General features: G+C 41.6%; 20 protein-coding genes. 11 read left to right on the top strand and 9 right to left on the bottom strand.

What is annotated here, in order from left to right:
* Positions 1-568 precede the first annotated feature (568 nt).
* Positions 569-1,228, bottom strand: coding sequence for a PEP-CTERM sorting domain-containing protein (locus tag LC605_RS18845; protein WP_229549042.1), 660 nt, complete (start codon positions 1,226-1,228; stop codon positions 569-571).
* A 248-nt stretch (positions 1,229-1,476) separates the two neighbouring features.
* On the opposite strand from LC605_RS18845, the gene LC605_RS18840 reads away from it, so the two are divergent.
* From LC605_RS18840 to LC605_RS18820, 5 genes are all read left to right on the top strand, one after another.
* Positions 1,477-1,842 carry a ferredoxin thioredoxin reductase catalytic beta subunit gene (locus LC605_RS18840; RefSeq protein WP_179069106.1) on the top strand — a complete coding sequence of 122 codons (366 nt, stop codon included), beginning with the start codon at positions 1,477-1,479 and terminating at the stop codon, positions 1,840-1,842.
* Positions 1,839-2,231 carry a DUF309 domain-containing protein gene (locus LC605_RS18835; RefSeq protein WP_229549041.1) on the top strand — a complete coding sequence of 131 codons (393 nt, stop codon included), beginning with the start codon at positions 1,839-1,841 and terminating at the stop codon, positions 2,229-2,231. The genes LC605_RS18840 and LC605_RS18835 overlap by 4 nt, the downstream gene beginning before the upstream one ends.
* A 551-nt stretch (positions 2,232-2,782) precedes the next feature.
* A complete protein-coding gene (locus LC605_RS18830) occupies positions 2,783-3,280 on the top strand; it encodes an LptA/OstA family protein (protein ID WP_229549040.1) in 498 nt (165 codons plus the stop codon).
* Positions 3,281-3,310: 30 nt separating this feature from the next.
* Positions 3,311-4,039, top strand: coding sequence for an LPS export ABC transporter ATP-binding protein (lptB, locus tag LC605_RS18825; RefSeq protein WP_229549039.1), 729 nt, complete (start codon positions 3,311-3,313; stop codon positions 4,037-4,039).
* 339 nt (positions 4,040-4,378) lie between these two features.
* Positions 4,379-5,494, top strand: a complete 1,116-nt coding sequence (locus tag LC605_RS18820) for an LptF/LptG family permease (protein ID WP_229549045.1) — start codon at positions 4,379-4,381, stop codon at positions 5,492-5,494.
* 518 nt (positions 5,495-6,012) lie between these two features.
* Here LC605_RS18820 and hisC read toward each other — a convergent pair.
* A complete protein-coding gene (gene hisC, locus LC605_RS18815; protein WP_229549038.1) occupies positions 6,013-7,071 on the bottom strand; it encodes a histidinol-phosphate transaminase in 1,059 nt (352 codons plus the stop codon).
* A 92-nt stretch (positions 7,072-7,163) separates the two neighbouring features.
* Here hisC and LC605_RS18810 point away from each other — a divergent pair, with 92 nt between their 5' ends.
* Complete coding sequence (locus tag LC605_RS18810; RefSeq protein WP_229549037.1) at positions 7,164-8,276, top strand: exostosin family protein; 1,113 nt, start codon at positions 7,164-7,166, stop codon at positions 8,274-8,276.
* A gap of 119 nt (positions 8,277-8,395) precedes the next feature.
* Here the strand turns inward: LC605_RS18810 and LC605_RS18805 are convergent, their stop codons facing one another.
* Positions 8,396-9,076 carry a class I SAM-dependent methyltransferase gene (locus tag LC605_RS18805; RefSeq protein ID WP_229549036.1) on the bottom strand — a complete coding sequence of 227 codons (681 nt, stop codon included), beginning with the start codon at positions 9,074-9,076 and terminating at the stop codon, positions 8,396-8,398.
* 587 nt (positions 9,077-9,663) lie between these two features.
* On the opposite strand from LC605_RS18805, the gene LC605_RS18800 reads away from it, so the two are divergent.
* From LC605_RS18800 to LC605_RS18790, 3 genes are all read left to right on the top strand, one after another.
* A complete protein-coding gene (locus LC605_RS18800) occupies positions 9,664-9,957 on the top strand; it encodes a microviridin/marinostatin family tricyclic proteinase inhibitor (protein WP_229549044.1) in 294 nt (97 codons plus the stop codon).
* Between the two features lie 188 nt (positions 9,958-10,145).
* Entirely contained in the window at positions 10,146-11,132 is a 987-nt protein-coding gene (locus tag LC605_RS18795; protein WP_229549035.1) for an MvdC family ATP-grasp ribosomal peptide maturase, read from the top strand.
* A 174-nt stretch (positions 11,133-11,306) separates the two neighbouring features.
* Positions 11,307-12,272: an MvdD family ATP-grasp ribosomal peptide maturase gene (locus LC605_RS18790; RefSeq protein ID WP_229549034.1), complete on the top strand. Its 966-nt coding sequence runs from the start codon at positions 11,307-11,309 to the stop codon at positions 12,270-12,272.
* A 1-nt stretch (position 12,273) separates the two neighbouring features.
* On the opposite strand, the gene LC605_RS18785 is transcribed toward LC605_RS18790, so the two are convergent.
* From LC605_RS18785 to LC605_RS18760, 6 genes are all read right to left on the bottom strand, one after another.
* Positions 12,274-13,884 (bottom strand): NAD(P)/FAD-dependent oxidoreductase, encoded by a 1,611-nt coding sequence (locus LC605_RS18785; protein ID WP_229549033.1) that lies wholly within the window; start codon positions 13,882-13,884, stop codon positions 12,274-12,276.
* A 536-nt stretch (positions 13,885-14,420) separates the two neighbouring features.
* On the bottom strand, positions 14,421-15,446 hold the full coding sequence (locus LC605_RS18780) for an LD-carboxypeptidase (protein ID WP_229549032.1): 1,026 nt from the start codon (positions 15,444-15,446) through the stop codon (positions 14,421-14,423).
* Between the two features lie 16 nt (positions 15,447-15,462).
* Positions 15,463-16,092, bottom strand: a complete 630-nt coding sequence (locus tag LC605_RS18775; protein WP_229549031.1) for a Uma2 family endonuclease — start codon at positions 16,090-16,092, stop codon at positions 15,463-15,465.
* 246 nt (positions 16,093-16,338) lie between these two features.
* Positions 16,339-18,774, bottom strand: coding sequence for a dynamin-like GTPase family protein (locus LC605_RS18770; RefSeq protein WP_229549043.1), 2,436 nt, complete (start codon positions 18,772-18,774; stop codon positions 16,339-16,341).
* 430 nt (positions 18,775-19,204) lie between these two features.
* Complete coding sequence (locus LC605_RS18765; protein WP_229549030.1) at positions 19,205-20,188, bottom strand: polysaccharide deacetylase family protein; 984 nt, start codon at positions 20,186-20,188, stop codon at positions 19,205-19,207.
* 941 nt (positions 20,189-21,129) lie between these two features.
* Positions 21,130-22,185 carry a glutathione S-transferase family protein gene (locus LC605_RS18760; protein ID WP_229549029.1) on the bottom strand — a complete coding sequence of 352 codons (1,056 nt, stop codon included), beginning with the start codon at positions 22,183-22,185 and terminating at the stop codon, positions 21,130-21,132.
* Between the two features lie 562 nt (positions 22,186-22,747).
* Between LC605_RS18760 and LC605_RS18755 the strand changes: the two genes are divergently transcribed.
* Positions 22,748-24,319: a galactose oxidase-like domain-containing protein gene (locus LC605_RS18755; RefSeq protein ID WP_229549028.1), complete on the top strand. Its 1,572-nt coding sequence runs from the start codon at positions 22,748-22,750 to the stop codon at positions 24,317-24,319.
* Positions 24,320-24,387: 68 nt separating this feature from the next.
* The gene (locus LC605_RS18750; RefSeq protein ID WP_229549027.1) at positions 24,388-25,557 is read left to right on the top strand and encodes a hypothetical protein; all 1,170 of its coding nucleotides are present in this window, start codon (positions 24,388-24,390) and stop codon (positions 25,555-25,557) included.
* The last annotated feature ends 501 nt before the right edge of the window (positions 25,558-26,058 follow it).

Raw genomic sequence — 26,058 nt, 5'->3', positions numbered from 1 at the left:
CACCTGTTATTACTAAAAATAATATTGTTCTTAAAATAAACAATAAAAACTTATCACTGACTCTTGCTTCCGTAGCTAATTAATCCTTTTCTGGCTTTTCATCACTTTTTCAGCAAGCCCTAAGTAGGTCGGCGCAATTAAAGTTAAGTAGAGCGACGCAAATAAAGCTAACTGGCTAAGGCTGTCATTTGTCACTTGTCCTTCGTCATTTGTAAGGGTTTAAGGTGTATTTACGTTTCGTAACATAGTTTGATTTATTCTTGCCGACTTACTTAACTGGTTAAGGCTGTCACTTGTACTGCCCTTCGACTACGCAGTTCGACTGCGCTCACCGTAAACTCAGGAACCGCGAAGTCGAAGTATTTGTCATTTGTCATTAGTAAGGGTTTTAAGCTTATTTACGTTTCGTAACATATTTGAGTTTTTTCGCACCAACGTACTTAATCAATACCTTCGTCAAAAAATACACCCTAGAAGGGCTATACAAACAAAGCTTTTAGCCCACGGAGGTAAACTTTGTTTGTGTAGCCACAACTTCTAGTCCTTCGGGCAAAGTGTAAGGTTTGAGTTAACTTTGCTTTAACTGTTTACGTCTTAATGCTGAACCAGCACTTAAAGTAGCTATTGACAGTAGCGCTGGAAGCAATGTAGGTTCGGGAACAGATGTAGCTTTTTCATTAAAGGTAAAGTTATCTAGTGCGAACTGTGTCCCGCGACTACCTGTCTCTACAAGATAATCTGGCTGAACTCCACCAAATGACCTAAACCTTAATTGATCAACACCAAAATAATCAAAATTTACTAAAGTTGGCTGTGTTGTATCTACAACCACAGTTTTTGAATACAGGGTTGCACCGCTCTTTAAACCTTCTACAGTAACTGAAAGACCATCATTCCAAGCAGCTGTGAGGTAAGCACTGTTGAAGTCAAAAATACTATCGCTGACTAAAGCAGGGTCTCCAAATGCGTTGAAAGCTACATAGTCTCCTGAAACTCTACCATTGCCATAGCCTGTACCTGTATCTCCGGGACTTGAGCCATTTGTGTAGGAAAAATTGTCCCAATTAAACCCTCCGTAACCATTAGGAATCTGATCAAAATTTGAAACAGGTGCTAGATCATCAAATGTTAAAACAGTTGCTTGTGCTACTGCCCCTATTCCCAAAAGGATGACTGTTGCTGCGATCGCAGCAGTCGATAACTTTTTTGCAACAGTTGAAATACTCATATGGTACTAGTTGTAACTTTTTACTTTTAAATTCTGCCTGAAGATGCAACTTGAATTTTGATTAGCTTAGAAGTTAAACTTCTGTGGGTTCCTAGATTTTGTTCGATCCCAGCACACCGGACATATCAGCCTTTGAGCCAGGGTAAAACAATTTGAGCAGGTAAGGTTGGGGAAATACACCCAGTAATCCCTTAGTGAGGCTGAGGTACAATGCAAAGAAATATTTAAATTATGAGCGGCCGATCCACATGATCACATCAGAACATAACACAAAATCCAGCGACAAAAGCCTAGAGGCAATGCGACATTTTTCCGAACAATACGCCAAGCGTACTGGAACCTACTTCTGTTCTGAACCTTCTGTTACCGCAGTTGTGATTGAAGGACTAGCCAAACATAAAGACGATCTAGGTGCGCCTTTATGTCCCTGTCGCCATTACGAAGATAAAGAAGCTGAGGTTCACGCCACATATTGGAACTGCCCTTGTGTGCCAATGAGAGAACGCAAAGAGTGTCATTGTATGTTGTTCCTCACCCCTGACAACGAGTTTGCTGGAGAAAAACAAGAAATTTCTCTCGAAACAATTAAAGAAGTACGAGACAGCATGGGATGAGCGAAACCATCCCCCAAGAGTTTTGGCAAGGCGTAGAACAGTTCAATTCTGGCCAGTTCTACGCCTGTCACGACACTTTAGAGGCTTTGTGGATTGAAGCTGGCGAACCGGAAAAAACCTTTTATCAAGGCATTCTGCAAATTGCTGTAGCACTGTATCATTTGGAGAATCGGAACTGGCGAGGTGCAGTAATTCTATTGGGAGAAGGCGGCAATCGCCTACGTCGTTACCCATCTAGTTATGGCGGCGTTGATGTAGATGACCTATTGAGTCAGAGTGCAGTTTTGTTGACGACATTACAACAAATAGGGCCAGACTTGATTACAACTGGTGAGCTGGGTGAAAATAAAGTCTTATCTTTGCCTAGAATTGCGCTAACTACTGATTAGACATCTGGTGTAATTAATTATGCCTTGGCCGAAATCCTTGGTAGGCACAATTCATGAATTGTGCCTACTGAATCTGTCTGATTAATTTTGATGAGTTCGTAGTAAGCACAAAGCGTGCTTAAAAATTCAGGACTAAAGTCCTTACTACAAGCTTGTTCGCCCCTCGTAATTAATGAGACAGATTACTACGTCATTTTCACGAAAAAAGTAAATAAAGGTTCAAAGCCTAGCCTCCTTGTAGGCGGCTTTATTCCCTGTTCCCTTTCACTAAGTAAGTCGGCAAGAATAAACCAAGCTATATTACAAAACGTAAATACACTTTAAACCCTTATAAATGACGAAGGACAAATGACAAATGACAGCTTTAGCCAGTTAGCTTTATTTGCGTCGCTCTACTTACTATGGCAATTTCCTGAAACCTTGAGGTTGGGGGCAGCGTCACTATTTCAGCTAATAGTTATCGTAAATCACTCCAGATTGTATATTTAATATCTGGATAAAGTACTTGAGATAATTAGAATACAAGCCGAAATCCTGAATCCCAAATTGCTATGATGCCCTGCTCTCAATTGCCCATATCACAGATGCGTCGCTTTGGATTAGCTTTAATGCTGCCAGTTGTACTCTTGGGCGCTTTTGTTTTTCCCACTCAACTGCAAACCGCTACTGCACAAACATCTAGAGAAAATCGCCCCCTCACTATCCGCGCTGATGTCCAAGAATATGACGCCAAAAATCAAGTAATCACTGCTCGCGGTAATGTGCAAATGTTGTATCCTGCCCGCCAGCTTCAGGCAACATCTGCCCAAGCACAGTACTTTAGTAAGGAACGCCGAATTGATTTCAGTGGCAACGTCTATATTTTGCAACAGGGCGGTAACAGTATCCGGGCGGAGAAAGTAACTTATTTAATTGATGAAGGGCGATTTGTCGCTTTACCCCAATCCAATCGTCAGGTAGAGTCCATTTACATGGTTCAGGAATCAGATAATGATGGACAAACTACAACACCCGCTCCACAGACACCTGCATTCAAGCGTTCTAATTAGCATTTACCATCAAGAAAGAGTGCCTCCAGCGTGAAAATTGTTTTAGAGAATATTCACAAATCTTACGGCAAGCGAGTAATTGTCAATCGTGTCAACCTTTCTGTTGCTCAGGGCGAAGTTGTTGGTTTACTCGGCCCCAATGGGGCTGGTAAAACGACGACCTTTTACATTGCTACAGGTTTAGAAAAACCTAATCAAGGAAAAGTCTGGCTAGGTAATGTGGACGTTACGGGAATGCCAATGCATAAAAGGGCACGGCTTGGTATTGGTTATCTAGCACAAGAAGTAAGTATTTTTCGCCAACTTTCGGTAGAGGATAATATTCTGTTAGTGCTAGAGCAAACTAATGTGCCACGATGGGAGTGGTCAAGACGACTCAAAACTTTACTGCGGGAGTTTCGGTTGGAAAAATTAGCCAATAGCAAAGGAATTCAACTTTCTGGTGGTGAGCGACGGCGGACAGAATTAGCCAGGTCTTTAGCTGCTGGACAAGAAGGGCCAAAATTTTTACTTTTGGATGAACCATTTGCGGGAGTTGATCCGATCGCAGTTTCTGAAATTCAGCAAATCGTAGCACAACTGCGCGATCGCGGCATGGGAATATTAATTACAGATCATAATGTCCGCGAAACTCTCGCCATCACTGATCGCGCCTACATCATGCGCGAGGGCCAAATCCTGGCTTTTGGGGCTGCTGAAGAACTCTACAACAACCCTCTGGTGCGGCAATATTATTTGGGGGATAATTTTCAAGTCTAGTTTAAGTAATATAATTACAATTGTTTGACCTGAGATGATATTAGATCTGTGTTGAAATCAACTGCAAACCGCTATATTGTTAAGCATAAATTTTTTATCCCAACTCTCTATGACGGTGCATTTAATCTTAATTAAACGAACCACAAAGTACGCAAAGTACGCAAAGCAGAAAATCGGTATTAATTAATTTAATTTTACTTTCTCAGCTATTGAGAATTAAATTTTGATAGTAAATTTTGCTTTGCCAGGGTTGCTAATATTTAACTTGTAAATTTGCTTATGATATCAAAGAAACTCACGTTTTTACACAGCCTCCATTCGCTGCTGCCTTTTACGATCATGGATCGCTATCTTGCCAGCGAATTGGTAGCACCGTTTTTCTTTGGTGTCGGAGCTTTTTCATCAATTGGTGTCACCATTGATGCTGTATTTGATCTCGTCAGAAAAATCGTAGAATCTGGTTTACCGATAGACATTGCTATTCAAGTTTTTTTGTTAAAATTTCCCAACTTTATTGTTTTAGCCTTCCCCATGTCTACGCTGCTGGCTACTTTGATGACCTACAGTCGTCTTTCTAGCGAGAGCGAACTAATTGCCCTCCGTGGTTGTGGCGTAAGTGTCTATCGCATGGTGCTAACTGCTGTGATGTTAAGTCTTGTGATTACAGGAATGACATTTGTATTTAACGAAGAAATTGCACCAGCAGCAAATTATCAAGCGGCGAGGACTCTGGATAAAGCCCTGAAATCAGACAAGCCAACCTTTAAACAGCAAAATATTTTCTATCCTGAATACCAGGATGTTACCCAGCCGGATGGCTCTAAGAATAGGATATTGACACGCTTATTTTACGCCGACCAATTTGATGGTAAGCGGATGACAGGGTTGACGATTATAGACCGCTCAACAAAAGGTCTGAATCAAATTGTAGTATCAGAATCTGCCCAATGGAATCCTTCGGAAAATATCTGGGATTTTTATAACGGTACGATCTATTTTGTCGCTGCCGATCGCTCTTATCGGAACATTGTCAGATTTGAACACCAACAACTGCAACTACCGCGCACGCCATTAAGTCTGGCAGAAAAAAGTCGCGATTATGGTGAGATGAATATTTCTGAAGCACTAAATCAACTAGAAGTGGAACTTCTCGGTGGCGATCGCCAAAAAATTCGTAAACTCCAAGTGCGGATTCAACAAAAAATCTCCCTACCTTTTGTATGTGTAGTTTTTGGCTTAGTTGGTGCAGCAATGGGAAGCATACCCCAGCGAACTGGAAGAGGCACTAGCTTTGGGATTAGTGTGATAGTTATATTTTCGTACTACTTAATTTTCTTTATTAGTGGTGCGATCGCCCAAGCAGGTGTCCTCTCTCCCTTTATGGGGGCTTGGTTGCCCAATTTTCTTTTTTTGGGAATCGGTCTCTTCTTATTGATACGAGTTGCCAAACGATGAGGAAGAATAATAATTGTTCCCAATACCCTTGGGTTAAGCCGTAAAAATAAATTTGCGTAGGTTGGGTTGAACTTTAGTGAAACCCAACATTTTCGGGCATTTGTTGGGTTTCACTAAAGTTCAACCCAACCTACAATTATCCACAAAGCCAAGCGTATTGCCCTTGCTCCCCCATCGCCCCACTTTTATATTACGATAAACAATTTTGTAGTCAGGACTTTAGGTGATCATATTTGTGATACCATACTTCAATGACTTGCAAACTGCTGCATATATGCTGTTTAGTAAGTAAGTCTGCAAGAATAAACCAAACTATATTACGAAACGTAAATACACCTTAAACCCTTATAAATGACGAAGGACAAATGACAAATGACAGCCTTAGCCAGTTAGCTTTATTTGCGTCGCTCTACTTACTCAAAAAATAACCTTCTTGCAACAAGCAATTTCTCAGAAGCAGAGAAGTCCAAATTCAACCCATAGCCGAGGTTTGAGATTCTGTGCTTTCAATCTCCCTTTTACCGAGTCTCTAACAAATAAATTAGTGCCTCCACTAAAGCCTGGTTTTGTTCATCAGTGCCAATAGTAATGCGTAATTTATCATCTAGTCCAGGCTGTTTAAAGTAGCGGATTAAAATTCCCGCTTTTTTCAGTTCTTGATAGAAATATTCTGCATTTCTTTGTGGAGGTTGTGCCAGCAAAAAGTTACTTTGAGAATCCCAAATATGAAAACCTAATTGTTTCAAGTCTGTTGCTAACTTAGTCCGTGATGCCTTAATTTTTGCTACACAAGCATTTTTATAAACTTGGTCGCTGATGGCAGCCGTGCCAATTGCGCAAGCGATCGCATCAATGTTATAACTATCCTTGACTTTAAATAATCCTTGCAATAGTTTGGGATTCGCCACCCCAAAGCCCAATCGTAATCCTGCCAACGAGTACCCTTTAGATAATGTCCGAATCACGATGACGTTTTCGTATTCTTTTACCAAAGCCAATGCATTATCTTCGGTAAAATCTACATATGCTTCGTCAATCACAAGAACTCCGGATAACTCGCTGGCTAGCTTTTGCAGGTCATTTGCTGCCACCACATGGCCCGATGGACTGTTGGGCGACACAATAAATGTTACAGATCCATTGGCCGCAATCATTTTTTCTACAGGTAAATTATAATCATCACTGTAGGGGATTTCAACAATTTCCGCAGCTTGCATTTCTGCTAATGTGCGATATAACACGTAAGTTGGCATCGGGTAAACTACTTTCTTCCCAGGTTCTGCACAGGCTCGAATTATTACACTCAATAATTCGTCACTGCCATTTCCCACAATGATCCAATCACTAGGAACTCCTAAAACTTTACTTGCAGCTTCCCGGAACTCTCCCCCAGAAGGTTCTGGATACCGCCGTAACCACTCACTATCGATATTTTGCAGCACAGCTAATGCCGCAGGGGAAGGAGGATAGGGATTCTCATTGCTATTAAGTTTAATGATCTGTGTACCGCGTTGGGGCTGTTCTCCGGGAACATAGCTAGCCATTGCGTTAACATTAGAGCGAAAGTAGTTGGTCATAGAGCATTAGGTATGGCGCATTAAATATTAGGTGCGATCTCTAGGATGGGAGACACTTAAGCAAATTTCAACCCACAATTTTACGTGAAAATATGAAATTAAATATTTATTCTGACAGAAATTATCTTCCTAAGGGAATGGAACCAGTTATAATGCTTCATCCCTTTTGGACAGAATTTATCCCTAGTCAAAAATACCCTTGGAATAGACTTTATGGCAATTATATAGAAAATAGTCATTCACTTTTTCAAATGACTTCGTTAAAGGAAGCTGACTTAGTAGTCATGCCGATAAACTGGAGATTGATCAGGGGAGATAGTTGGAGAAGCAAAGTTAACAAAGAAGCAGAAGCTCTATCGATTCAATTTGCCGAAAAAGTGGCTCATAGCGGCAAAGAAATAATTGTTTTTTTCACAAGCGATTGTTGTACTGAAGAAATTCCTGTCAAGAATGCAACAGTAATCCGCACTGGAGTATATGGATCTAAAAAGAAGGAAAAGGATATTATTATGCCTTCCTTTACTGAAGATTTTGTGAAAGAGTATTTGGGAGATAAAATTTCTGTCAGGCATAAATCTGATCAGCCTGTTGTTGGATTTTGTGGTTTGGCAAACCCAGATTCATGGGAAATAAAACTGAAAACATTTGTATATCACGGTTTGATGTTAGCCAAATCATTAGAGCTTGGAGTTTCACCTTACAAAGGTGAAACTCTGCGTAGTAATGCTCTGAGAATACTTGCAGAAAGCCCCTCTTTAGTAAAAACAAACTTCGTCATCAGAGACAAATCAGTATTTCTAAATACACAAAACATTGAGCAAAGACAGAAGACTCGTGCTGAATATGTGAAAAATCTAGTCGAGAGCGACTACATTTTATGCTGTCGTGGTTCTACAAACTATTCTATTCGACTATATGAAATCCTCTCCTGTGGCCGCATTCCAATTTTTATTAATACAGACTGCGTTTTACCTTTCGATACGATGATTGACTGGAAAAAATATTGCGTTTGGATAGAGGAGAAGGAACTACCATATATTGGAGAGAAAGTGGCTGAATTTCATAGCAATATTTCAAACCAAGAATTCATCGACTTACAGTATGAGTGTCGAAATATATGGAAGAAATGGCTTTCTGCTGAGGGATTTTATACTAATCTTTATCTTCATTTTCAGAAAAATAAGACTCTTACGCAGAAATTATAATTCCTAATTCCTATACCGCAAGGGTTTTATTAAACCTCTTGCATAAATCAAACAATTGGAACCCCCTACCTTCTTTTACACCTTAAAAAAGGGGTAAAAGAAGGTTAATTGAGTGCCATTCAACTGATAGTTCTTCTGTTTGTCTTTAGTGCCAGAGTTAAGCCATCTGCGATCGCTACTACACTAAGACTAACTCGCTGGTCTTGATGCAGCTTTTGATTAAAGGCACGAATTCTTTTAGTTCTATTGTCTTGCACTTGCGGATCGGCAACCTTACCTGACCACAGGACATTATCGATCGCAATCAGTCCCCCCGATCGCACTAATTGCAGCGATCGCTCATAATAGCCATCATAGTTGCTCTTATCTGCATCGATGAAGGCAAAATCAAAAGTTTCTGCTTCTTTGGTTGCTAGTAGCCGATCCAAAGTCTCCAAAGCTGGGGCAATGTGCAGCTGAATTTTATCCGCCACTCCTGCTTGCTGCCAATAGCGCCGAGCGATGGTTGTAAATTCCTCACTAATATCACAGGCTACTACCTTACCGTCACTCGGTAACGCCAATGCCACCACCAGGGAACTATAACCTGTAAATACCCCAATATCTAAAGTTTTTTTCGCTCCCAACAACTGCACCAGCAACGCCAGAAACTGCCCTTGTTCGGGAGCAATCTGCATTCTCCCTATTGGATACTGGGCTGTTTCCTGTCTCAGTTCGGTCAAAATTGTCGGTTCTCGGAGAGAGACTGACAATAAATAGTCATAAAGGTTTTGTTCGAGTCCTAATGTTTTAGTTGTCATAGATATGGGGCATAGACCTCTATCTTGCAAAAGCCTGTGACACCCTATCCCCCTAACAAGTTTGCTCTTGAGATCCCACCCTTTTTAAGGGGGTTAGGGCGATGGAGGTTTCAGGTTTTGAGTGCGTAGGTTCCAAAATCAAATCGGATTGCTATATGTAGATGTAATTATTTTAAATAGGACTTACGCACACTAGACCTCTTGCAAAAGTTCCTAACACCCCTCCCCGCTCTTCGGGAGGGGAGACAAAGCGAAGCTTTGGCGGGGTGGGGTTTAACAGTGAACAGTTATCAGTGATCTATTTATCCCGCAAGTTTTTGCCTACGCCGTACAGGTGTCAGGCGTTGGTGGCGCAACTTTTACCCCCACCATATGCCGCCAGGACTGATAACTGATAACTATTTTAAAAGTCCTATGCTTCAGAAAAATTTTTATACTTTCAACTTTATACAAATATTTTTACATAAGTAAATATTATCTTAAAAGAAAATTAATACTTTCTATACCTATGCATTCTGTAATACGATGAAATTTTTGTGTAGCATAAATGTAGATTCACTTTTAATAGGAGAAAGATTGTGTCTGAAATGAAACCAGAAGATTTGAATTCACAAGCAGTACCGTTCTTCGCCCGATTCCTAGAAGGGCAAAATGCTGAAGACATTTCTGATCTAGAATCAGAAGCAATTAGCGGCGGACACATAGTTGTAACTCACAAGTGCCATTCTGATCATGAACACGGCGGTGCAGTCACTAAGAAGTACCCTTCTGATAGTGATGAGTACGCTGTTACTCAGAAGTACCCTTCTGATGGTGAAGATGGAGGTGTAATGACTTTGAAGTTCCCTTCTGATAATGAAGATACTCCGGCTGCAAAATAACTTTACTGTCTATTTTCGAGTAAACCAGAGATGCGGTTTTGAAAACTATTTCTAGGAAAAAAATACTGTTAGCTTTGCCAACCTCTACTAGGGGTTGGCTTCCCATGATTACTATGCTTGCTTTTTTAGTAGTTTCCTCTGTTAAGAGTTTGCAGTAAGAAAAACGCAAAAACTTATTAAAATATTTTATGCACCATGAGCGTGATGTAGTTTTATTAATTAGCCACAGTGGTGATTATTTCACAATAGATAGAGTTGCCCAAGCTCTATTAAGACGAGGCGCACAGCCATTTCGGCTAGACACCGATAAATTTCCAATGACAGTCCAAATCCAGGCTAATTTTAGTAACTTTGGGAGCAATCATACATTAAAGTATGGCGATCGCTCGTTGAATACAGAGGAGGTACAAGCAGTATGGATGCGGCGGATCTGGGAACCTCAGTTGAGTAAAGATTTGGCTCCCAAATTTCAAGCAGCCTGCACTACAGAATCATTGGCCGCCTTAGATGGCTTTTGGGATAGTCTCAGAGAAGCTAGATGGGTGGATGATTTACAACGAATTAACGCAGCTGAAAACAAGTTACGCCAACTGCGGGTTGCTTCGGAAGTTGGTCTTGTCATACCTCAGACTCTTGTCACTAATAATCCTCAAGAAGCACGAGAGTTTTTCCACCGAGTCAAGAGAAAAATGGTTGCTAAACTCCTCAGACCTCTTTCTTACAGTATGGAAGGCTCTTCTTTTTTTATGTACACCAGTGCAGTCAAAGAAGAAGATTTAGTTGATGCTGAGACACTGCGCTATTGTCCTGTGGTGTTTCAAGAACAAATCCCCAAACAGCAAGAGCTACGGGTAGTCTATGTAAATGGTAAGCTCTTTGTCGGAGCATTAAATGCATCTGGTTATGCAGCATCTACTCAAGACTGGCGACGTGCTACAAAAGAGGCTTGTGTGTGGCAAGCTGATGAATTACCTGATGAAATCGTCTCTTGTATCCATGCTTTTATGGCAAAATTTGGGCTGGTTTTTGGAGCGTTTGACTTTATCCAAACACCATCAGGGGAATACGTTTTTTTAGAAATTAACCCTACAGGAGAGTGGGGAATGCTGGAGAGAGATTTGGAATATCCCATTGCAGATGCGATCGCATCTGCACTACTCTCAACAAGTACTTAGCGAGAACTTTGCCTGAAATTATAAATTTAAAACTCGGCAGTTAAATAAGTTGGTGCAAAAAAACCCAATTATGTTGTGAAACGTAAATATGATTAAAACCCTTACTAATGACAAATGACAAATGACAAATGACAGCTTTAGCCAGTTAGCTTTAATTGCACCAACCTACTGAATATGACTGTTTTAATCATTACCCACAGCCAAGACAACGAAAGTATTCCCCTGGTCATTCAAGCAATTGAGGCTCAAGGAGGGAAAGCATTTCGTTTTGATACAGACCGATTTCCTACAGAAGTGCAGCTAGATGTTTACTATGCTGGAAGTGAGCGAGTTACTCTGAGGGTCGATGACCAGACATTAGATTTGAGTGAAGTATCAGCAGTTTGGTATCGACGCATCGCCATTGGAGCAAAAATTCCCGACTCGATGGACAAGCAAATGCGACAAGCCTCAATTCAAGAATCTCGCGTTACTATTCAGGGGATGATTGCCAGTATTCAGGGGTTTCATCTTGACCCCTTGCCAAATATCCGTCGAGCTGAAAATAAGCAGCTTCAATTACAAGTAGCCAGGAAACTAGGTCTAGATACTCCACGCACCTTAACTACTAACAACCCCAAGGCAGTAAAGCAATTTGCCGAAGAGTGCCAACAGGGTATGATTACCAAGATGCTTTCTTCCTTTGCCATCTACGACGAGCAAGGGTTGGAAAAGGTCGTATTTACCAATCCCATTTCATCTGAGGATCTGGACAACCTTGATGGACTGCGTTTTTGCCCAATGACGTTTCAAGAGAAAATACCAAAAGCTCTGGAACTGCGGACAATTATTGTCGGTAAGCGTGTGCTGACGGCTGCGGTTGATTCTCAAGCTTTGGATAAGGCGCGTTACGATTGGCGCAAACAGGGAATCGCCTTACTCGACGCTTGGGAAGCATACACCTTACCCCAAGATGTGGAAGATAAACTGCTCAAACTCATGGCAGAATTTGGTTTGAACTACGGAGCCATTGATATCATTTTGACTCCAGATGGTCGTCATATATTCCTTGAGGTCAACCCAGTTGGCGAGTTCTTCTGGCTGGAACGCTGTCCTGGCTTACCCATTTCCCAGGCGATCGCTGAGGTTCTACAAAACTAACCTAATTTACGGTTCGCAAAATACTTAAAGCCACAGCCTCCGCCACCTTAATCCCATCGATACCAGCCGAGAGAATTCCCCCTGCGTATCCCGCGCCTTCCCCAGCCGGATAAAGACCGACTGTATTCAAACTCTGATAATTCTCTTTGCGTTTAATCCGAATCGGTGATGAGGTGCGGGTTTCCACCCCAGTCAACACAGCATCGTCCATCGCAAATCCTTTAATTTGTTTGTCAAAAGCCGGAAGTGCTTCACGGATGGCAGCGATCGCATAATCTGGTAAACTCTGGCTCAAATCACCCAAATGCACCCCAGGTGTATAAGACGGTTTAACAGTGCCCAATGCTGTAGAAGAGCGATGGTTGAGAAAGTCTCCCACCAACTGCCCTGGAGCTTCATAAGTTCCACCGCCTAACTCAAAAGCCTGTTCTTCCAAGCGCCGTTGGAAGTCAATTCCCGCTAAGGCATTTCCTGGATAATCTTCGGGGGTGATGCCCACAACGATCGCACTATTGGCATTGCGCTCATTGCGAGAGTATTGGCTCATCCCATTGGTGACAAGTCGCCCCGGCTCTGATGCAGCTGCAACCACCAAGCCTCCCGGACACATACAGAAACTATAGACGGAACGACCATTTTGGCAGTGGTGAACCAGTTTGTAATCGGCAGCACCTAAAAGTTTATGACCAGCTTGAGGGCCGAAACGACATTTATCGATGAGAGTCTGGGGATGTTCGACCCGAAAGCCGATGGAAAAAGGTTTAGCCTCTATGTAAACTCCACGATCAAAGAGCATTTGGAAGGTATCGCGGGCGCTATGACCCACCGCCAAAACTACATAATCGCTGGCGATATATTCCCTACTGGCAAGGGTGACTCCCCGCACTTGTCCATTTTCGATATTGATATCTTCCACCCGGCTTTGAAAGCGAATTTCACCGCCCAGGGATTCGATTTGGGCACGCATACTTTGGACGATTCCCACCAGTTTGAAGGTGCCGATGTGCGGTTTGTTGATATATAAAATTTCTGGTGAGGCTCCCGCATTGACAAGTTCAGTCAACACCTTGCGTCCATAATGCTGAGGATCTTTAACCTGACTGTAGAGTTTACCATCAGAAAATGTACCCGCCCCACCTTCGCCAAACTGGGCATTGGATTCGGGGTTGAAGTCTGATTTTTTCTTCCAAAAGCCAAAAGTATCAACGGTGCGATCGCGAACTTTTTTCCCCCGTTCTAAAATGATCGGACAAAAGCCCATTTGCGCCAGCATCAAACCCGCAAACAAGCCACAAGGCCCAGTACCAATGATGATCGGGCGAATCGTCAAATTGCTCGGTGCTTGTGCCACTGGGCGATAACTCATATCTGGCGTGACCATCAGATGGGGGTCTTTTTTCAGGCGCTTGAGTAGATGAGTTTCTTGAGTCGTTTCTACATCGATAATATAAACAAGGGTGATCTCTCCTTTTTTACGGGCATCATAGCTACGCTTGAAGATGGAATAGCTGATCAAATCTTCGTCCGTAATTTGCAGCTTTTTGAGGATAGCAGACTTGATCTCATCTTCAGGATGATCAAGCGGGAGTTTTACTTCTGTTAGTCGTAACATAGCGAGGAGAAATGCATACTGTCTATCAGAATATTAATCAAAATCAGCGAATTTTAGATTTGGGATTGAAGATTCAAAATAGGACTTACGCAAAATAATGAAAAAACGAACCGCAAAGGGCGCAAAGGACACAAAGTAATAAGAGTTTCAGAGAGTTATTGCGTAAGTCCTATTTATGTTGCAATACGCTTGGGTTAAGCCCAAAAAATAAAAATGTGTAGGTTGGGTTGAGGAACGAAACCCAACATTTTCGGGCATTTGTTGGGTAACACTAAAGTTCAACCCAACCTACAATTATCCTTAACCCAAGCGTATTGATTTATGTTGAGCGGAGTCGAAACACAGTGTCCCCAAGAGTTGCCCTCTAATTTATACTCGCTCCGCGAGAAGCAAGCTACGTGACAATACACTTCAGTTAAGCATTTTTCCTTCTCTTCCTTCTCTTTCTTTGCGTCCTTTGCGTACTTTGCGGTTCGTTAAAAAAATTGATATAAGTCCTAAAATTGTTTGACTGTGACGCAGCTAATTTTCGTGGCTCAAACAACACTAACAGCCGCCTCTAACATTCCTATTGTGCCAACATCAGCATTAATTTCCACTTCCACACCGATTGGCAAAGTAAATTTATCTTTAATATGACCAATCATTGAACCGTACCAAGCAGGAATATTTAAAGGAAGTATGTGGTCTTGCAATACTTGCATTAATGTAAACGATGGTTCATCCCCAAGACTACAATTAGTACATTGCCCAAAAATAAACCCAGCAATTTGGTTCAGGATGCCAGCAGTTTGTAACTGCGTTAGCATCCTATCTATACGGTAAACATCCTCGCCAATTTCTTCCACAAACAGAATGCTTTTGTTCCAAGAAGGTAGGTAAGGTGAACCTACCATTGCTGATAGCACCGACAAGTTTCCACCCACAAGTTTACCCCTCGCCTTTCCCGGTGCTATTGTCTCCACCCGCACTTCGCTAGAGTTGAGATTTTCCATAGTCACAGCTTCACCATTAAATAGAATCCGCTTGAAGTAATCCACTGTAAACTGATTCCAAGTAGATGTAGCAACTGGGCCATGAAAAGTAGTTACCCGACTACGGGCATTAATTGCTAACAACAGCGTCGTAATATCGCTGTACCCCATGATAATTTTCGGATGGGAGCGAATTAGCGAGTAGTTAAGTAGGGGTAAAATGCGATTACAACCCCAACCACCACGCATAGCAATAATTGCTTTGATGGTGCGATCGCTAAACATCGAGTTTACATCCTGGGCGCGATCGGCATCTTTACCCGCTAAATAGCCGTAACGATCTAAAATATGCTTCCCGCACTTGACTTTTAGCCCTAATTGTGAAAATGACTGCTGCGCTGCTTCGATGTCTTTAGCGTCAACGATACCCGCAGGAGCGATTAATCCTACGGTATCGCCCAGTTGTAGGCGGGGCGGCTTGCAGATGGTGTTTGGAGACGGCTTACCTTGGGCGTTAAGTGGTGGTATCTGAGTAGCTAAAGTAGCCAGCCCACAGGTTATGAGAAATTCCCGACGCTTGATAGTCATAACCATGCAGTTGTGGCTACACCGGGAAACTGGCGGCTTGAAAAATCTGTTCGGCAGTTATATTCAATTCTGGAAAAATGGGTGAGATAATGCTATCGCTCTTGCGAAACTGCTGGACTTGGTATTCTCCCTCAACTAACGAATAAACCGAAATAGTTGGTTGTTTAGGATTGCCAATGAATTTTCTACCACCTAACGCGGCGTAATCTACAATCCAGTATTCTCGGATGCCAATAGCTTCATACTGACCAAGTTTGGTAAAGTAATCATCGCGCCAGTTCGTGCTGACAACCTCTATAACCAATGGGATTGATGCTGATTGACTGACTGTTGATTTAGTCCTCCACAGCGGCTCGTTGACTAGGTTGAGACGATTCAACAACAGTACATCGGGCAAGAAAGCGGATTCACTTTCAGTCGATTGAACAAATCCCATTTTAGGAATGTCATAGGGTATTGAAAGTCGAGCGCACTCTAGCAAAATTTGCTTGGTTAAGAATGCGAGAACTAATTCATGATCGCCTGTTGGCGGTGGCATTGGCTTGATAAATCCATTATGTAGTTCGTAACGAAGCTGTGTTGAATTAACAGGATACCAGTATAGAAACTGGTCAACAGTAATAGGAATTGGTAACGACTGAATCATTTACCTGCCTCCGTTGTGATAGTCCCCAGTAGTCATATTAACCTCAATTTTTGAGTCTTTTCTAATTTATTCATGTTAAACCTCTTGTACCTTATCAACTAACCCATCTGAGTTTACAAATCCATTAAGTACATTGGTGCAAAAAAAGTCAAATATGTTACGAAACGTAAATAAGCTTAAAACCTTTACTAATAACAAATGACAAATGACAAATGACAGCCTTAGCCAGTTTTTAATTGCGCCAACCTACTTACTAGCAAATTTGCCATTAGTGTCTAATGAACTAGGGGTAGCATATATAAAATCTGCATTACCAATTACAGGCAAAAGATGGTCATATAATTGCATTGACTGTAAACAACTATTAATACTATAAGCTGCTGAATTATATCCTTCAATATTTTCTTCAACAGCAGTCCATAATCGCCGATTATTCGCGATCTTTTCTTCAGCTTCTTGTTCTAATGTTTTCTCTAAAAAAGCACGCGCCTGTGGGTATTGCTGCAAAATTTCATCTGCTTGCTGATCTGCCATTGGTAACAACTGAGTTTTCAAGGTTTGGTTAATGGTTTGACGGAAAGATTTACGAATAGTTTGGGAAACTTTTGGCTCAAAGTCTAATTTCAATAACTGCCTAATTGCTGGTTCTGCTTCTATGATACTTTCAGCGTCGTAACCTTGAGAAGTTTGTGATAGAGTCTGGCGAAATTGATATATAGAAAAAGTGCCTTCATCATAAAATCTCGGACTTTCTCGCACAAAGCGATCGCACTCGACAGTAGCTGCACTCAGCAATGCTTGAGTAACTACTTTTTCGACAATCTTTATCCCTTGTTCAATTCCGCCATCATGATCTAATAAACGATACAACTGGCGATAATATTCTGACTTGCGAATCTTTTCAATCAACCGTTGGAAAAAATTAGCCAGTAATTGCTGAGAAGCTTGAATCAAAATATCTTCTAATTGATTTGCTAAGTAATAAAAAGCCTCTACTAAAATAGCAATTAAAGGTGCAGTAGCGTTGCGAGGATGGCTGATAGTTGCACGTCGATAAGCATCAGCTACAGAAAAAGTATCTAGTAACTCATCTAAACGGCGAATCATTCGTGATTGCAATTGCCTAAAATCTGCTTCAAAGGCATCACAATAATTATTAATTATCTGGTTAACTTCTTGTGTAATATGCTCAGTAAAATCTCTACCAATTTGCTGGAGTTGCTGATTGAGGCGTTGCAACTCTTGCACCTTCATTGTCTCGATTTCTTGGGGTTGACTATCCAAATTACGTTGTACATTCTGATAATGTTTCTTCAATTTAATACAAATATCTTCCAAATCATCAGCAAGATTTTTAAACAATTGCGGACGCTTTTCTTCTGTAAGATAGCGAGTAATAGCTGTGCGAAATTCCTCAGTACCACTATCTTGAATTAGCTGTTGGATAAGTTCATTTCCCCAATCTCCCAGAATCCGCACATAATTTTGATTTGGGGTTTCAAAGCCATTAACAGATACACGAAATTTAGTGGAAGACAGTTTTCCGGAATTTACGCAGTAGTTGTTAAACGCATAGACGAATTGTGGTGTTTCTTCTTGACCATCTAAACCTTTAATACTTTCTGCAAAAACCGAATCTAAACCAAATCTATCTTGTTGGTTTGTCTGTTTAATCTGAGTGCCGTAAAATCCTAATAATCCACTGGTTTTATAAACCTTGTTTGAATTGCGAAATTGTCCACTAATTAAATCGTCCAATCGTTGCCGTAGCTGAGTATTATACCAAGTTTCGTCAATCCGGTTGAAGACATAGAAAACGCGATCGCGTACTCCCCCATTCTCCCGCATTAATTCCAAAAGTTCTGTTTCTTCTTTTGTCATCTCACCCGCCGAAGCAGGTTTTAGCACACATACCACCGCCGAAGTATCAGGATGTTGAATTTTGGCATAAGTTAGCTGTGCATCCTTCTCTACTGGTGCATCTATACCCGGCGTGTCAATAATTACATTGCCATCTTCTAAAAGAGGATGATTACAGTAATATTCTATCCGCTTCAATACTGCACTATTACTACCGCGACGTGCATATCCAGCAGCTTCCTTGAGGTTGGAAAAGTTAAATTGCTCCATTGAATATGTAGCATTATTAACCGTGTTGATGCGATCGCGGTTTGCTATATATCCCTCTAGCAATAATATTAACGCCTTCGCCTGTTTTGCACGTTCTGATTTACTCTCACCACCCTCCTGCTGAATAATCGTTTCAGAATCTTGACGTAATAAGTTAATTACATCAGCTTGGTTAATATTAGCTACTGTTTTAAATCCTAGTTGCTGACATAAAAAAACTGCTTGTTCCCGAATCTCTGCTTCACTTAAAAACGTCAAAACAACACGTTCTTTATCTATTTCTGCATACTCAATTTTGCATTCTGTACCTGTAGCGTGTCCCTCTGCACTGTAGAGTAATTCTCTCTCCAAGAGTGCATTTATCAGCATTGATTTCCCGGCGCTAAATGCACCCGCAAATACAATTTCAAACTTGGGAGAAATCGCTTTACTTAGAGAAGTTTGTACAGGTATAATATCTTGGGAACGCAAGGTTGGTTCTTGTTGTAAAAGTTGTAAGATCGACTCAACCTGCTCTTTCAAATTTTTGCACTGAAGCGGCATATCTGACATATTCAGCATCCTGACAATATTTATGTATATATTAGTAATATTTATTGTCGGGATGGTTCAGTAAGATTCCTGATAATTTTTCTGCGATTTAGCTGCTGGGTATTACTTAAATAACTAATCAGGACTTACGCCAAATCATGAAAAAACGAACTGCATTCGCGTTAGCGTCTCCCCTTGGGAGAAGGACGCATTCGCGCAGCGTCTCGTTAGAGAAGGACGCAAAGGAACAAGAGTTTCAGAGAGTTTTTGCGTAAGTCCTATAAATAAATTTGCGTAGGTTGGATTGAGGAACGAAACCCAACCTACAACGAGCATTTGTTGGGTAACACTAAAGTTCAACCCAACCTACAATTATCCTTAACCGAAAAATTTAAAATCATCACTCTCAACGATACAATAGCAACTACAGGTGTGCATTTGCACATCTCTTTCATCTCTTTTGAGGTACTAATACAGCCAGTTGACGCGCACCTGCTGCAAATTTGGCGTGTTGTCCAACAGTCAAAACATTAAATTGACTAGATATAAGTTCTAAACTTTTGTTTACTATTGCCAGCTTTTTATAAGTGGGGACACTCATACCAGGAAAAAATGATAATTCTGGCACATCCTCTTGACTTATAAAGTCTGTAGGATGGAGTAGCAAAGAAGGCTGAACTCCTGTAAGTTTACACAGCCAGAGAGCAATTCGCAAGTAGAGTAACGCCACTTCTGAAGAAAATGTACTTAGATACATTATGTAACTGAAGTGAATTGGCACTTTGAAAATTGGCATAGTGGTAACGGGAATCTCAATCAGTTTATCCTTACCCATGTGCCACTGGTAAGGTTTTAGAGGCTGCAAACCGTCTTTGAAACCGCCAAATAAAGCTTCCCGTTTCTTGCGTTCTTCCTGACTCAATTTGCAGGTCATTAAATAATAAGCTCGTGCTATAGGCCCCAAAAATGTGGGAAAAGTCGAAGCATCATATTCGTATCCCCGTCGTGCTAAAACTTTCAATACAGCCGGAGAAAAACTGTATCCCGGCCCCCGGAAGCCAATAGGATGTTGATGAGTGACGCGCTTGATATGTTGTTCGGCCAGCGCCACTTCTTCTTCAATCTCATCCTCTGAATACAGATGTAGCCAAGGATCATGATAAAATGAGTGATTGCCAATTTCGTGACCGGCGTTAGCGATCGCTTGTAAAGCCTTGGAGTTCTTTTCCAGTGCTGCATCTTGACCCACAATGAATACTGTGATTGTCAAATCCCATTGCTGGAGAATCTCTAAGAAACGAGGTACTGCAATATCCAGGTAAGAGGGAAAAGTCTGCCAACCCGGAGCGCCCTGATTTTTTAGATAAGACCAAATATTATCCAAGTCTAAAGAAAGACTGGCTATTGGTCTGTTTTCTTGTGGCTTGTTTTTCATTATGAGTTCAAGTATTTGGACAATTTTAAGCGTAAATTATAGTGTTAGGTTTGGGCTTTATCGGTGAAGTTGGGTAGTTCGACTCTGGGCTAATTTTGGGGAAAATCTCAAGGCGGAATGTTTGTGCCTCCTCATTTTCACAATCAAGGGTGATATCATGTCCCCATAATTAGTTATGATTTCCACAGTTGTTGCACCCCAAAGAGCCAAACCTGTGCTTCGTCTCCCCTCCCGAAAAGCGGGGAGGGGATTAAGGGGTGGGGTTCTTCGAGTTTAATAAGTAATCAACCGGACATGATATGACTTCAGGAGGAGCATTGGGTGGGCGTAGCTCGCCCTAGAGATCATCTACATTAAACACTAATAAGTATCCTGTATTTATAAACAAATTCTGCTTGTATAAAAGATATTCCGGATAAATTAGATAATGGTAGGACTTACGCAACTGGCATATTATTTTTAGTTTGTAGTGAACGCGAGTGCATCTCGTTGGCGTAAATGGGTTTTTAGGGCTTCTTTGCTCTCGACTTGATCAGCAGGGCTATTTCATTCTCATCTAGCCCGCCTCAGAATTAATTCTGAGTCTAATAGCGAAAGTCGTCTCAAGACGACTGAGAAAAGGTTATAGTCCGTTTAAACGCACTTTAGCTATGAGCCAGGAACTTCAGTTCCGGGTGGTTTATGTCTAGAATGAAATAGCCCTGACTTGATCAGCCCTTAGACAACTTTTTACTTTGATACTTAATTCTTGGCCATCAATATATCATAACCAAGACACATTTAATCTGGTTCACGATTACACCAACTCCCCAATGCAACCATCGAGGTATCAGTAGACATCTCCAGAAATTAAATATGCGTTACCCAGAACCCCTGTAGAGACGTAGCAGTGCTACGTCAAAACAATTCTTTTTCACCAGATGTCTAGTTATCAATCTACCTTATGAACCATTGACTTTGCCGATGCGATCGCGATCGTGTGGTTGATTAAGATCAGACATATCAGGGCCATCGGGAATAATCCCACCGGGATTGAGTGGGAATAGGTTTCCGTAGTAGTCCCGCTTTACACTCTCGACATCGCAGGTGTCAGCAACGCCCGGAAGCTGATACAGGTCACGTAGATAAGCTCCCAAGTTCTGATAGTCTCGAATTCGCTGCCTATTGCATTTAAACAGCCCATAATACGCACTATCAAACCGAAATAATGTCGTAAATAAACGCACATCTGCAAGTGTGAGATTTTCTTCGCACAGATATCGATTAGTCTGCAATGCAAGGTCAATCTCATCGAGAGTTGCGAACAGTTCATTACAGGCTTGATTGTACGCTTCTTGAGTCTGGGCAAAGCCGCAGCGATATACACCATTATTTACCGCATGATAAATCTTCTCATTCCACCAGTCAATCTTTTCTTTAAGTTCTTCTGGGTAAAGATTTAACGTGGGATTGTTGGCGAACTCGTTAAACTCAGAGTTCAGCATGATGATAATCTCTGAACTCTCATTATTGACGATAGTTCTTGTTTGATTATCCCATAAAACTGGTACTGTAGAGCGTCCACTGTAACCAGGTTCTGCCAACTGATAAAATTCAGCCAGTGTGCGACAACCTTCTTCTTCCTGGTTAAATACCCAACCGCCCTCAATGGGAGAAGGAGAAACAATACACACTGATATTACAGCTTCAAGTTGTTTGAGCGATCGCACAACTAAGGTTCGGTGTGCCCAAGGACAACCCAGCCCAACATAGAGTTTGTAGCGCCCCATTGCTGGTGGGTGTGGATTCCCTTCCTCTGTGCCGATGAACTTCCGAAACTGGCTATTAGGACGAATATACGCTCCCGACTGATTGCTAGGAGCAAGCTTGGACATCATTATTTGCCACATAGTCGTCCAGACAAACTTTCCCAGCCAGATAATCAGCTTGGGAGGGAGTCTCCTACCCTTTTTCTTTGGAAGATTTTTATCGTCATCTATTGGAGTTGAGTTGCTCATAGCGACAGTTTTGTTTTCGGAGCGATTGACGTTGACTACTGTATGTATCTGCTGTCTAATTTATACTAACTAAGCTTCCATGCTTACAACTAAGTACGTTGGTGCGAAAAAACTCAAGTATGTTACGAAACGTAAATAAGCTTAAAACCCTTGCTAATGACAAAATAGATCTCCATAAATTAAATATGCGTTACCCAGAACCCTTGTAGAGACGTAGCACTGCTACGTCTCTCATTCTTTTTCACCAGATGTCTAAATGACAAATGACAGCCTTACCCAGTTAACTTTAATTGCGCCGACCTACTTAACTCTGATTTACGGGTGCAAGACCTTGCGCATTTACGATGGGATATTTTTTTAACTTTAAGTCCCTAATTACTAATCACAAAACGCATTTTACATCATCTTAATATAAAACATATCATACTTTAACACTAAGCAATTCTAATGAATGTATGAATATAGAATTAGCAAAAAAATACTCAAAGTAAAGAACAAAAAAAAAGATATTTTACAGGATATTGTTATAAGAAACATGACATCTTAACACTAAGTAATCTTAATGACGTATGGATATAATACATTTAGGAAGAAATTACTGAAAGAACAAAAACATCAGGTTTACGTAGCAGGAATTGTAAATAAAGTGACTCAAACTAATAACAAGACTAACCTTCTAGAAGAAGCCGATTTAGAGACTGTCATAGCTCAGGCGACTAGCACAGACAAATGGGAGACACTATCATACAATGCCCCAATTCTACCTATACACGCTGCTCTACTTCGTACAGGTAAGGTATTCTTTTTCTGTGGCTCAGGTAATAATTCCGCTCGGTTAAATACCCCCTATGACAGTGTGGTCTGGGATGTAAATCAGGGAACCTTTTCCCGTCAAACTCCTCCATTGGATAGTAATAATCAACCTATTGACCTTTTTTGCGCCGGTCACTCCTTCCGCCCTGATGGTATGTTAATGGTTGCCGGTGGAACTCTACGCTATGACCCATTTTATGGTTCCCCCTCTGCTCTGATGTTTGATCCCATTACCGAGAAATGGGTCAAGAGGCCACCAATGAATAATGGTCGCTGGTATCCGACTGTGTTAACACTAGGCAGTGGTCGGATATTAGCAGTGTCTGGGCCGGATAAAGATGGCAAACTCAACAAACAACCAGAAATTTATTCTGCTTTCTTTCCAAATGGTTGGAACGCTTTTCCAATAACTAGTCCTTTACCGCCATACGCACATCTGTTTCTACTAAGCAGTGGAAAAATTTTTTATTCCGGCGCTCAGATGGGCAGCAACTATGGAGTAGCGCCAAGAATACTAACCCTGCCAGAGACATTTACCCAATCCATTACAGAAACAGTGGTTCCAGGGCTGCAAGCCCCAGCTTTCGGAGATCAAGCTGCCAGCGTGATTTTACCACCTGCACAAGACCAAAAGGTGATGATTATCGGTGGGGGTAGTGGTAAAACGGCAACAAACAGGGTAAATATTATAGATTTAAAAGCTACTAACCCAACTTACGTAGCAGCACAGCCTCTAAACTATGCGCGGATGCACCACAGCGCAGTTTTGTTGCCTGATCGCACAGTGTTTGTTTGCAACGGTAGCACCATGTATGAGGACATAGCAAAATCAATGCTGCCAGCAGAAATCTACAATCCAGCGACAAATACCTGGACAGTAGTAGCTAAACAAAATGTTCCCCGGGTATATCACTCGGTGGCCCTGCTTCTACCAGACGGTAGGGTAGCCATAGCTGGCGGGAACCCCAGGCGGACTGTCGATGAACTGCGATTAGAAATCTACACTCCTGCTTACGTATCACGGCCACGACCAATCATTCAGAGTGTTCCGGAAACATTAAACTACAAGCTACGATTTACAATTCAGACACCCCAAGCTGCGAATATTAAATGGGTTAGTCTAATTAAACCAATGGCAACCACTCATTCCTGCGATACAGAACAAAGGTTAGTGGATATATCGATTACTTCTAGGAACGCTACTTCTCTTAATCTCACGGTAACAGACAATCGAAACATCGCGCCACCAGGCTGGTATATGCTTTTTATTACTGACAACAATGGAACACCATCAGTAGCAACCTGGGTGAAAGTATTTTAGCCTGACGCATTGATGTTCAATACACTGCACTTGACTCAATAAAAGTCATTATTTCTAGGAGTGGAAATATGAATTACAAGGTATCACGTAGACGGTTTGGACAGTTGGCAGTTGGTGGAACTATCTTCTCTGCATTTACTTATCTAACTAACAAAGCCTTGGCGCAAACGCCAAGTTTCAAAATTATCGGTATAGGTTCTGGCTCGATCATCAGCGCTAACCAAACGGTTATTCCAGAAGTAAACACCACTGAATTAGACAACATCACCTCAAATAATATATTCAGAAATATTGAGCCTATAGGACTAGGACTTGTTTTGCAATCCTTTGATTTGCAATCCTTAAGTGGAGGAAAGAATCAGCTTCTAACTTCACTAACCTCCCAGATACTTGCCGAGCGCGATCGAGTTTTAGTACAGTCTAATGACGCATTGAGTGCCTTCAGTTCTTTAAAGGATGGCATTAGAGGTTTAATAGAGAATGAGACATTGAATACCTTAAGTTCTTTAAGCGATCGCATTAGAGCTTTAATCGGGTCTAATGAGACATTGAATAGCTTAAATTCTTTAAGGAATGGTACAGTTGCCGATCGCGTTAAAGCTTTAATCGAGTCTAACGAGACATTGAGTGGCTTGACTTCTTTAAGCGATGGCACACTTGTCCTAGCCGCTAATCCTGTGATCAGCAATGGGAAACAGACCACACCTACTCGCATTATCTTGTTGAGTACGCCTGTAAAAACTTTGATTGTCTCAGGACTTAGAGAGAATCAACAGCTTGGGAGCTTGCTAGGCACTAATGATGGGCGACTTCTCGGTCTAGTAGGTAAGAAGAACGGTACACCGCCTATTAGATTGGTAGATATTAACCTTCAAACAGGAGAGATCAATTTCAATACTAAGATTAAAATCCCGAACGATGAGCGAGTCAGTAATCTAGCTCAGTGCCCAGATGGAAAACTCTATACCTCTTTAGTTGGATTCAATGGTGATACAACTTTGGTACAACTAGATTCAAATCAAAAAAACCCCATCAAACTGGCACAATTAAAAGTTAATGGCCAACTATGGAATAATGGCTTACAAAGCTTAGTTTGCTCTCCAACAGGTCAACTCCTAGCATTTGGAGCGATGAGGTATGAGACGCCTAATGCTGTGTATAGCGTCGATAAGACTAGTGGAAACATGATTCGGCTGCAAGACTTTGACGCCGCCCAGATTACCCTTGCTCGTGGGTAGAAGGGATTGCGATCGGGTTAGGATCAGGTAATTTGCAAACAAAAACCAACTATAGCGGTTCTCAATTGCATGGAATACAGACCTAACCCCCAGCCCCTTCCCTACAAGGGAAGGGGAGTAATATTCAAAGCCTCTCTCCTTTTAGGAGAGAGGTTTGGAGAGAGGTCAAATTGGGGGACTTTGATTCCGGGTTCCCCCCTTTTTAAGGGGAGAGGCTAGCGCCAAGGGAGAAGGGGAGACGATGCCGCGCATAGCGCAGCGTTAGCGAGTCCGCGTTCGCTTTTAGCGTCTCCTAGAGAGCGTCTGGGGGTTTCCCCCATGAGCGACTGGCGTGGGTTAGGGGGGATCAAAAGTGCCTCAAGTCACAGCGAAAAACTTTTCAAACATCCTCTAAGCTCGACTTTATCCAAAATTAAGAACTCGGTTTTCTTTATGCGGCAAAAACCCTGGCTTTTTAGCAAATACTTTTTCCACTCTACAGGTTATCCATAAAATTCAAAA

The sequence above is a fragment of the Nostoc sp. CHAB 5836 genome, from assembly GCF_020829445.1.
GTDB lineage: Bacteria > Cyanobacteriota > Cyanobacteriia > Cyanobacteriales > Nostocaceae > Nostoc.
This window is presented reverse-complemented; position numbering and strand designations above follow the sequence as displayed.

What these genes read in the sequence shown, in the direction of transcription:
- LC605_RS18750 (WP_229549027.1), top strand. Translation starts at nt 24,388, where the DNA reads ATGAATTACAAGGTATCACGTAGACGGTTTGGACAGTTGGCAGTTGGT.
- LC605_RS18790 (WP_229549034.1), top strand. Translation starts at nt 11,307, where the DNA reads ATGACTGTTTTAATCATTACCCACAGCCAAGACAACGAAAGTATTCCC.
- LC605_RS18775 (WP_229549031.1), bottom strand. Translation starts at nt 16,092, where the DNA reads ATGATTCAGTCGTTACCAATTCCTATTACTGTTGACCAGTTTCTATAC.
- LC605_RS18770 (WP_229549043.1), bottom strand. Translation starts at nt 18,774, where the DNA reads ATGTCAGATATGCCGCTTCAGTGCAAAAATTTGAAAGAGCAGGTTGAG.
- LC605_RS18785 (WP_229549033.1), bottom strand. Translation starts at nt 13,884, where the DNA reads ATGTTACGACTAACAGAAGTAAAACTCCCGCTTGATCATCCTGAAGAT.
- LC605_RS18845 (WP_229549042.1), bottom strand. Translation starts at nt 1,228, where the DNA reads ATGAGTATTTCAACTGTTGCAAAAAAGTTATCGACTGCTGCGATCGCA.
- LC605_RS18760 (WP_229549029.1), bottom strand. Translation starts at nt 22,185, where the DNA reads ATGAGCAACTCAACTCCAATAGATGACGATAAAAATCTTCCAAAGAAA.
- LC605_RS18780 (WP_229549032.1), bottom strand. Translation starts at nt 15,446, where the DNA reads ATGACTATCAAGCGTCGGGAATTTCTCATAACCTGTGGGCTGGCTACT.
- LC605_RS18835 (WP_229549041.1), top strand. Translation starts at nt 1,839, where the DNA reads ATGAGCGAAACCATCCCCCAAGAGTTTTGGCAAGGCGTAGAACAGTTC.
- LC605_RS18840 (WP_179069106.1), top strand. Translation starts at nt 1,477, where the DNA reads ATGATCACATCAGAACATAACACAAAATCCAGCGACAAAAGCCTAGAG.
- LC605_RS18820 (WP_229549045.1), top strand. Translation starts at nt 4,379, where the DNA reads ATGGATCGCTATCTTGCCAGCGAATTGGTAGCACCGTTTTTCTTTGGT.
- LC605_RS18800 (WP_229549044.1), top strand. Translation starts at nt 9,664, where the DNA reads ATGAAACCAGAAGATTTGAATTCACAAGCAGTACCGTTCTTCGCCCGA.
- LC605_RS18805 (WP_229549036.1), bottom strand. Translation starts at nt 9,076, where the DNA reads ATGACAACTAAAACATTAGGACTCGAACAAAACCTTTATGACTATTTA.
- LC605_RS18810 (WP_229549037.1), top strand. Translation starts at nt 7,164, where the DNA reads ATGAAATTAAATATTTATTCTGACAGAAATTATCTTCCTAAGGGAATG.
- LC605_RS18765 (WP_229549030.1), bottom strand. Translation starts at nt 20,188, where the DNA reads ATGAAAAACAAGCCACAAGAAAACAGACCAATAGCCAGTCTTTCTTTA.
- LC605_RS18755 (WP_229549028.1), top strand. Translation starts at nt 22,748, where the DNA reads ATGACGTATGGATATAATACATTTAGGAAGAAATTACTGAAAGAACAA.
- LC605_RS18795 (WP_229549035.1), top strand. Translation starts at nt 10,146, where the DNA reads ATGCACCATGAGCGTGATGTAGTTTTATTAATTAGCCACAGTGGTGAT.
- LC605_RS18830 (WP_229549040.1), top strand. Translation starts at nt 2,783, where the DNA reads ATGATGCCCTGCTCTCAATTGCCCATATCACAGATGCGTCGCTTTGGA.
- hisC (WP_229549038.1), bottom strand. Translation starts at nt 7,071, where the DNA reads ATGACCAACTACTTTCGCTCTAATGTTAACGCAATGGCTAGCTATGTT.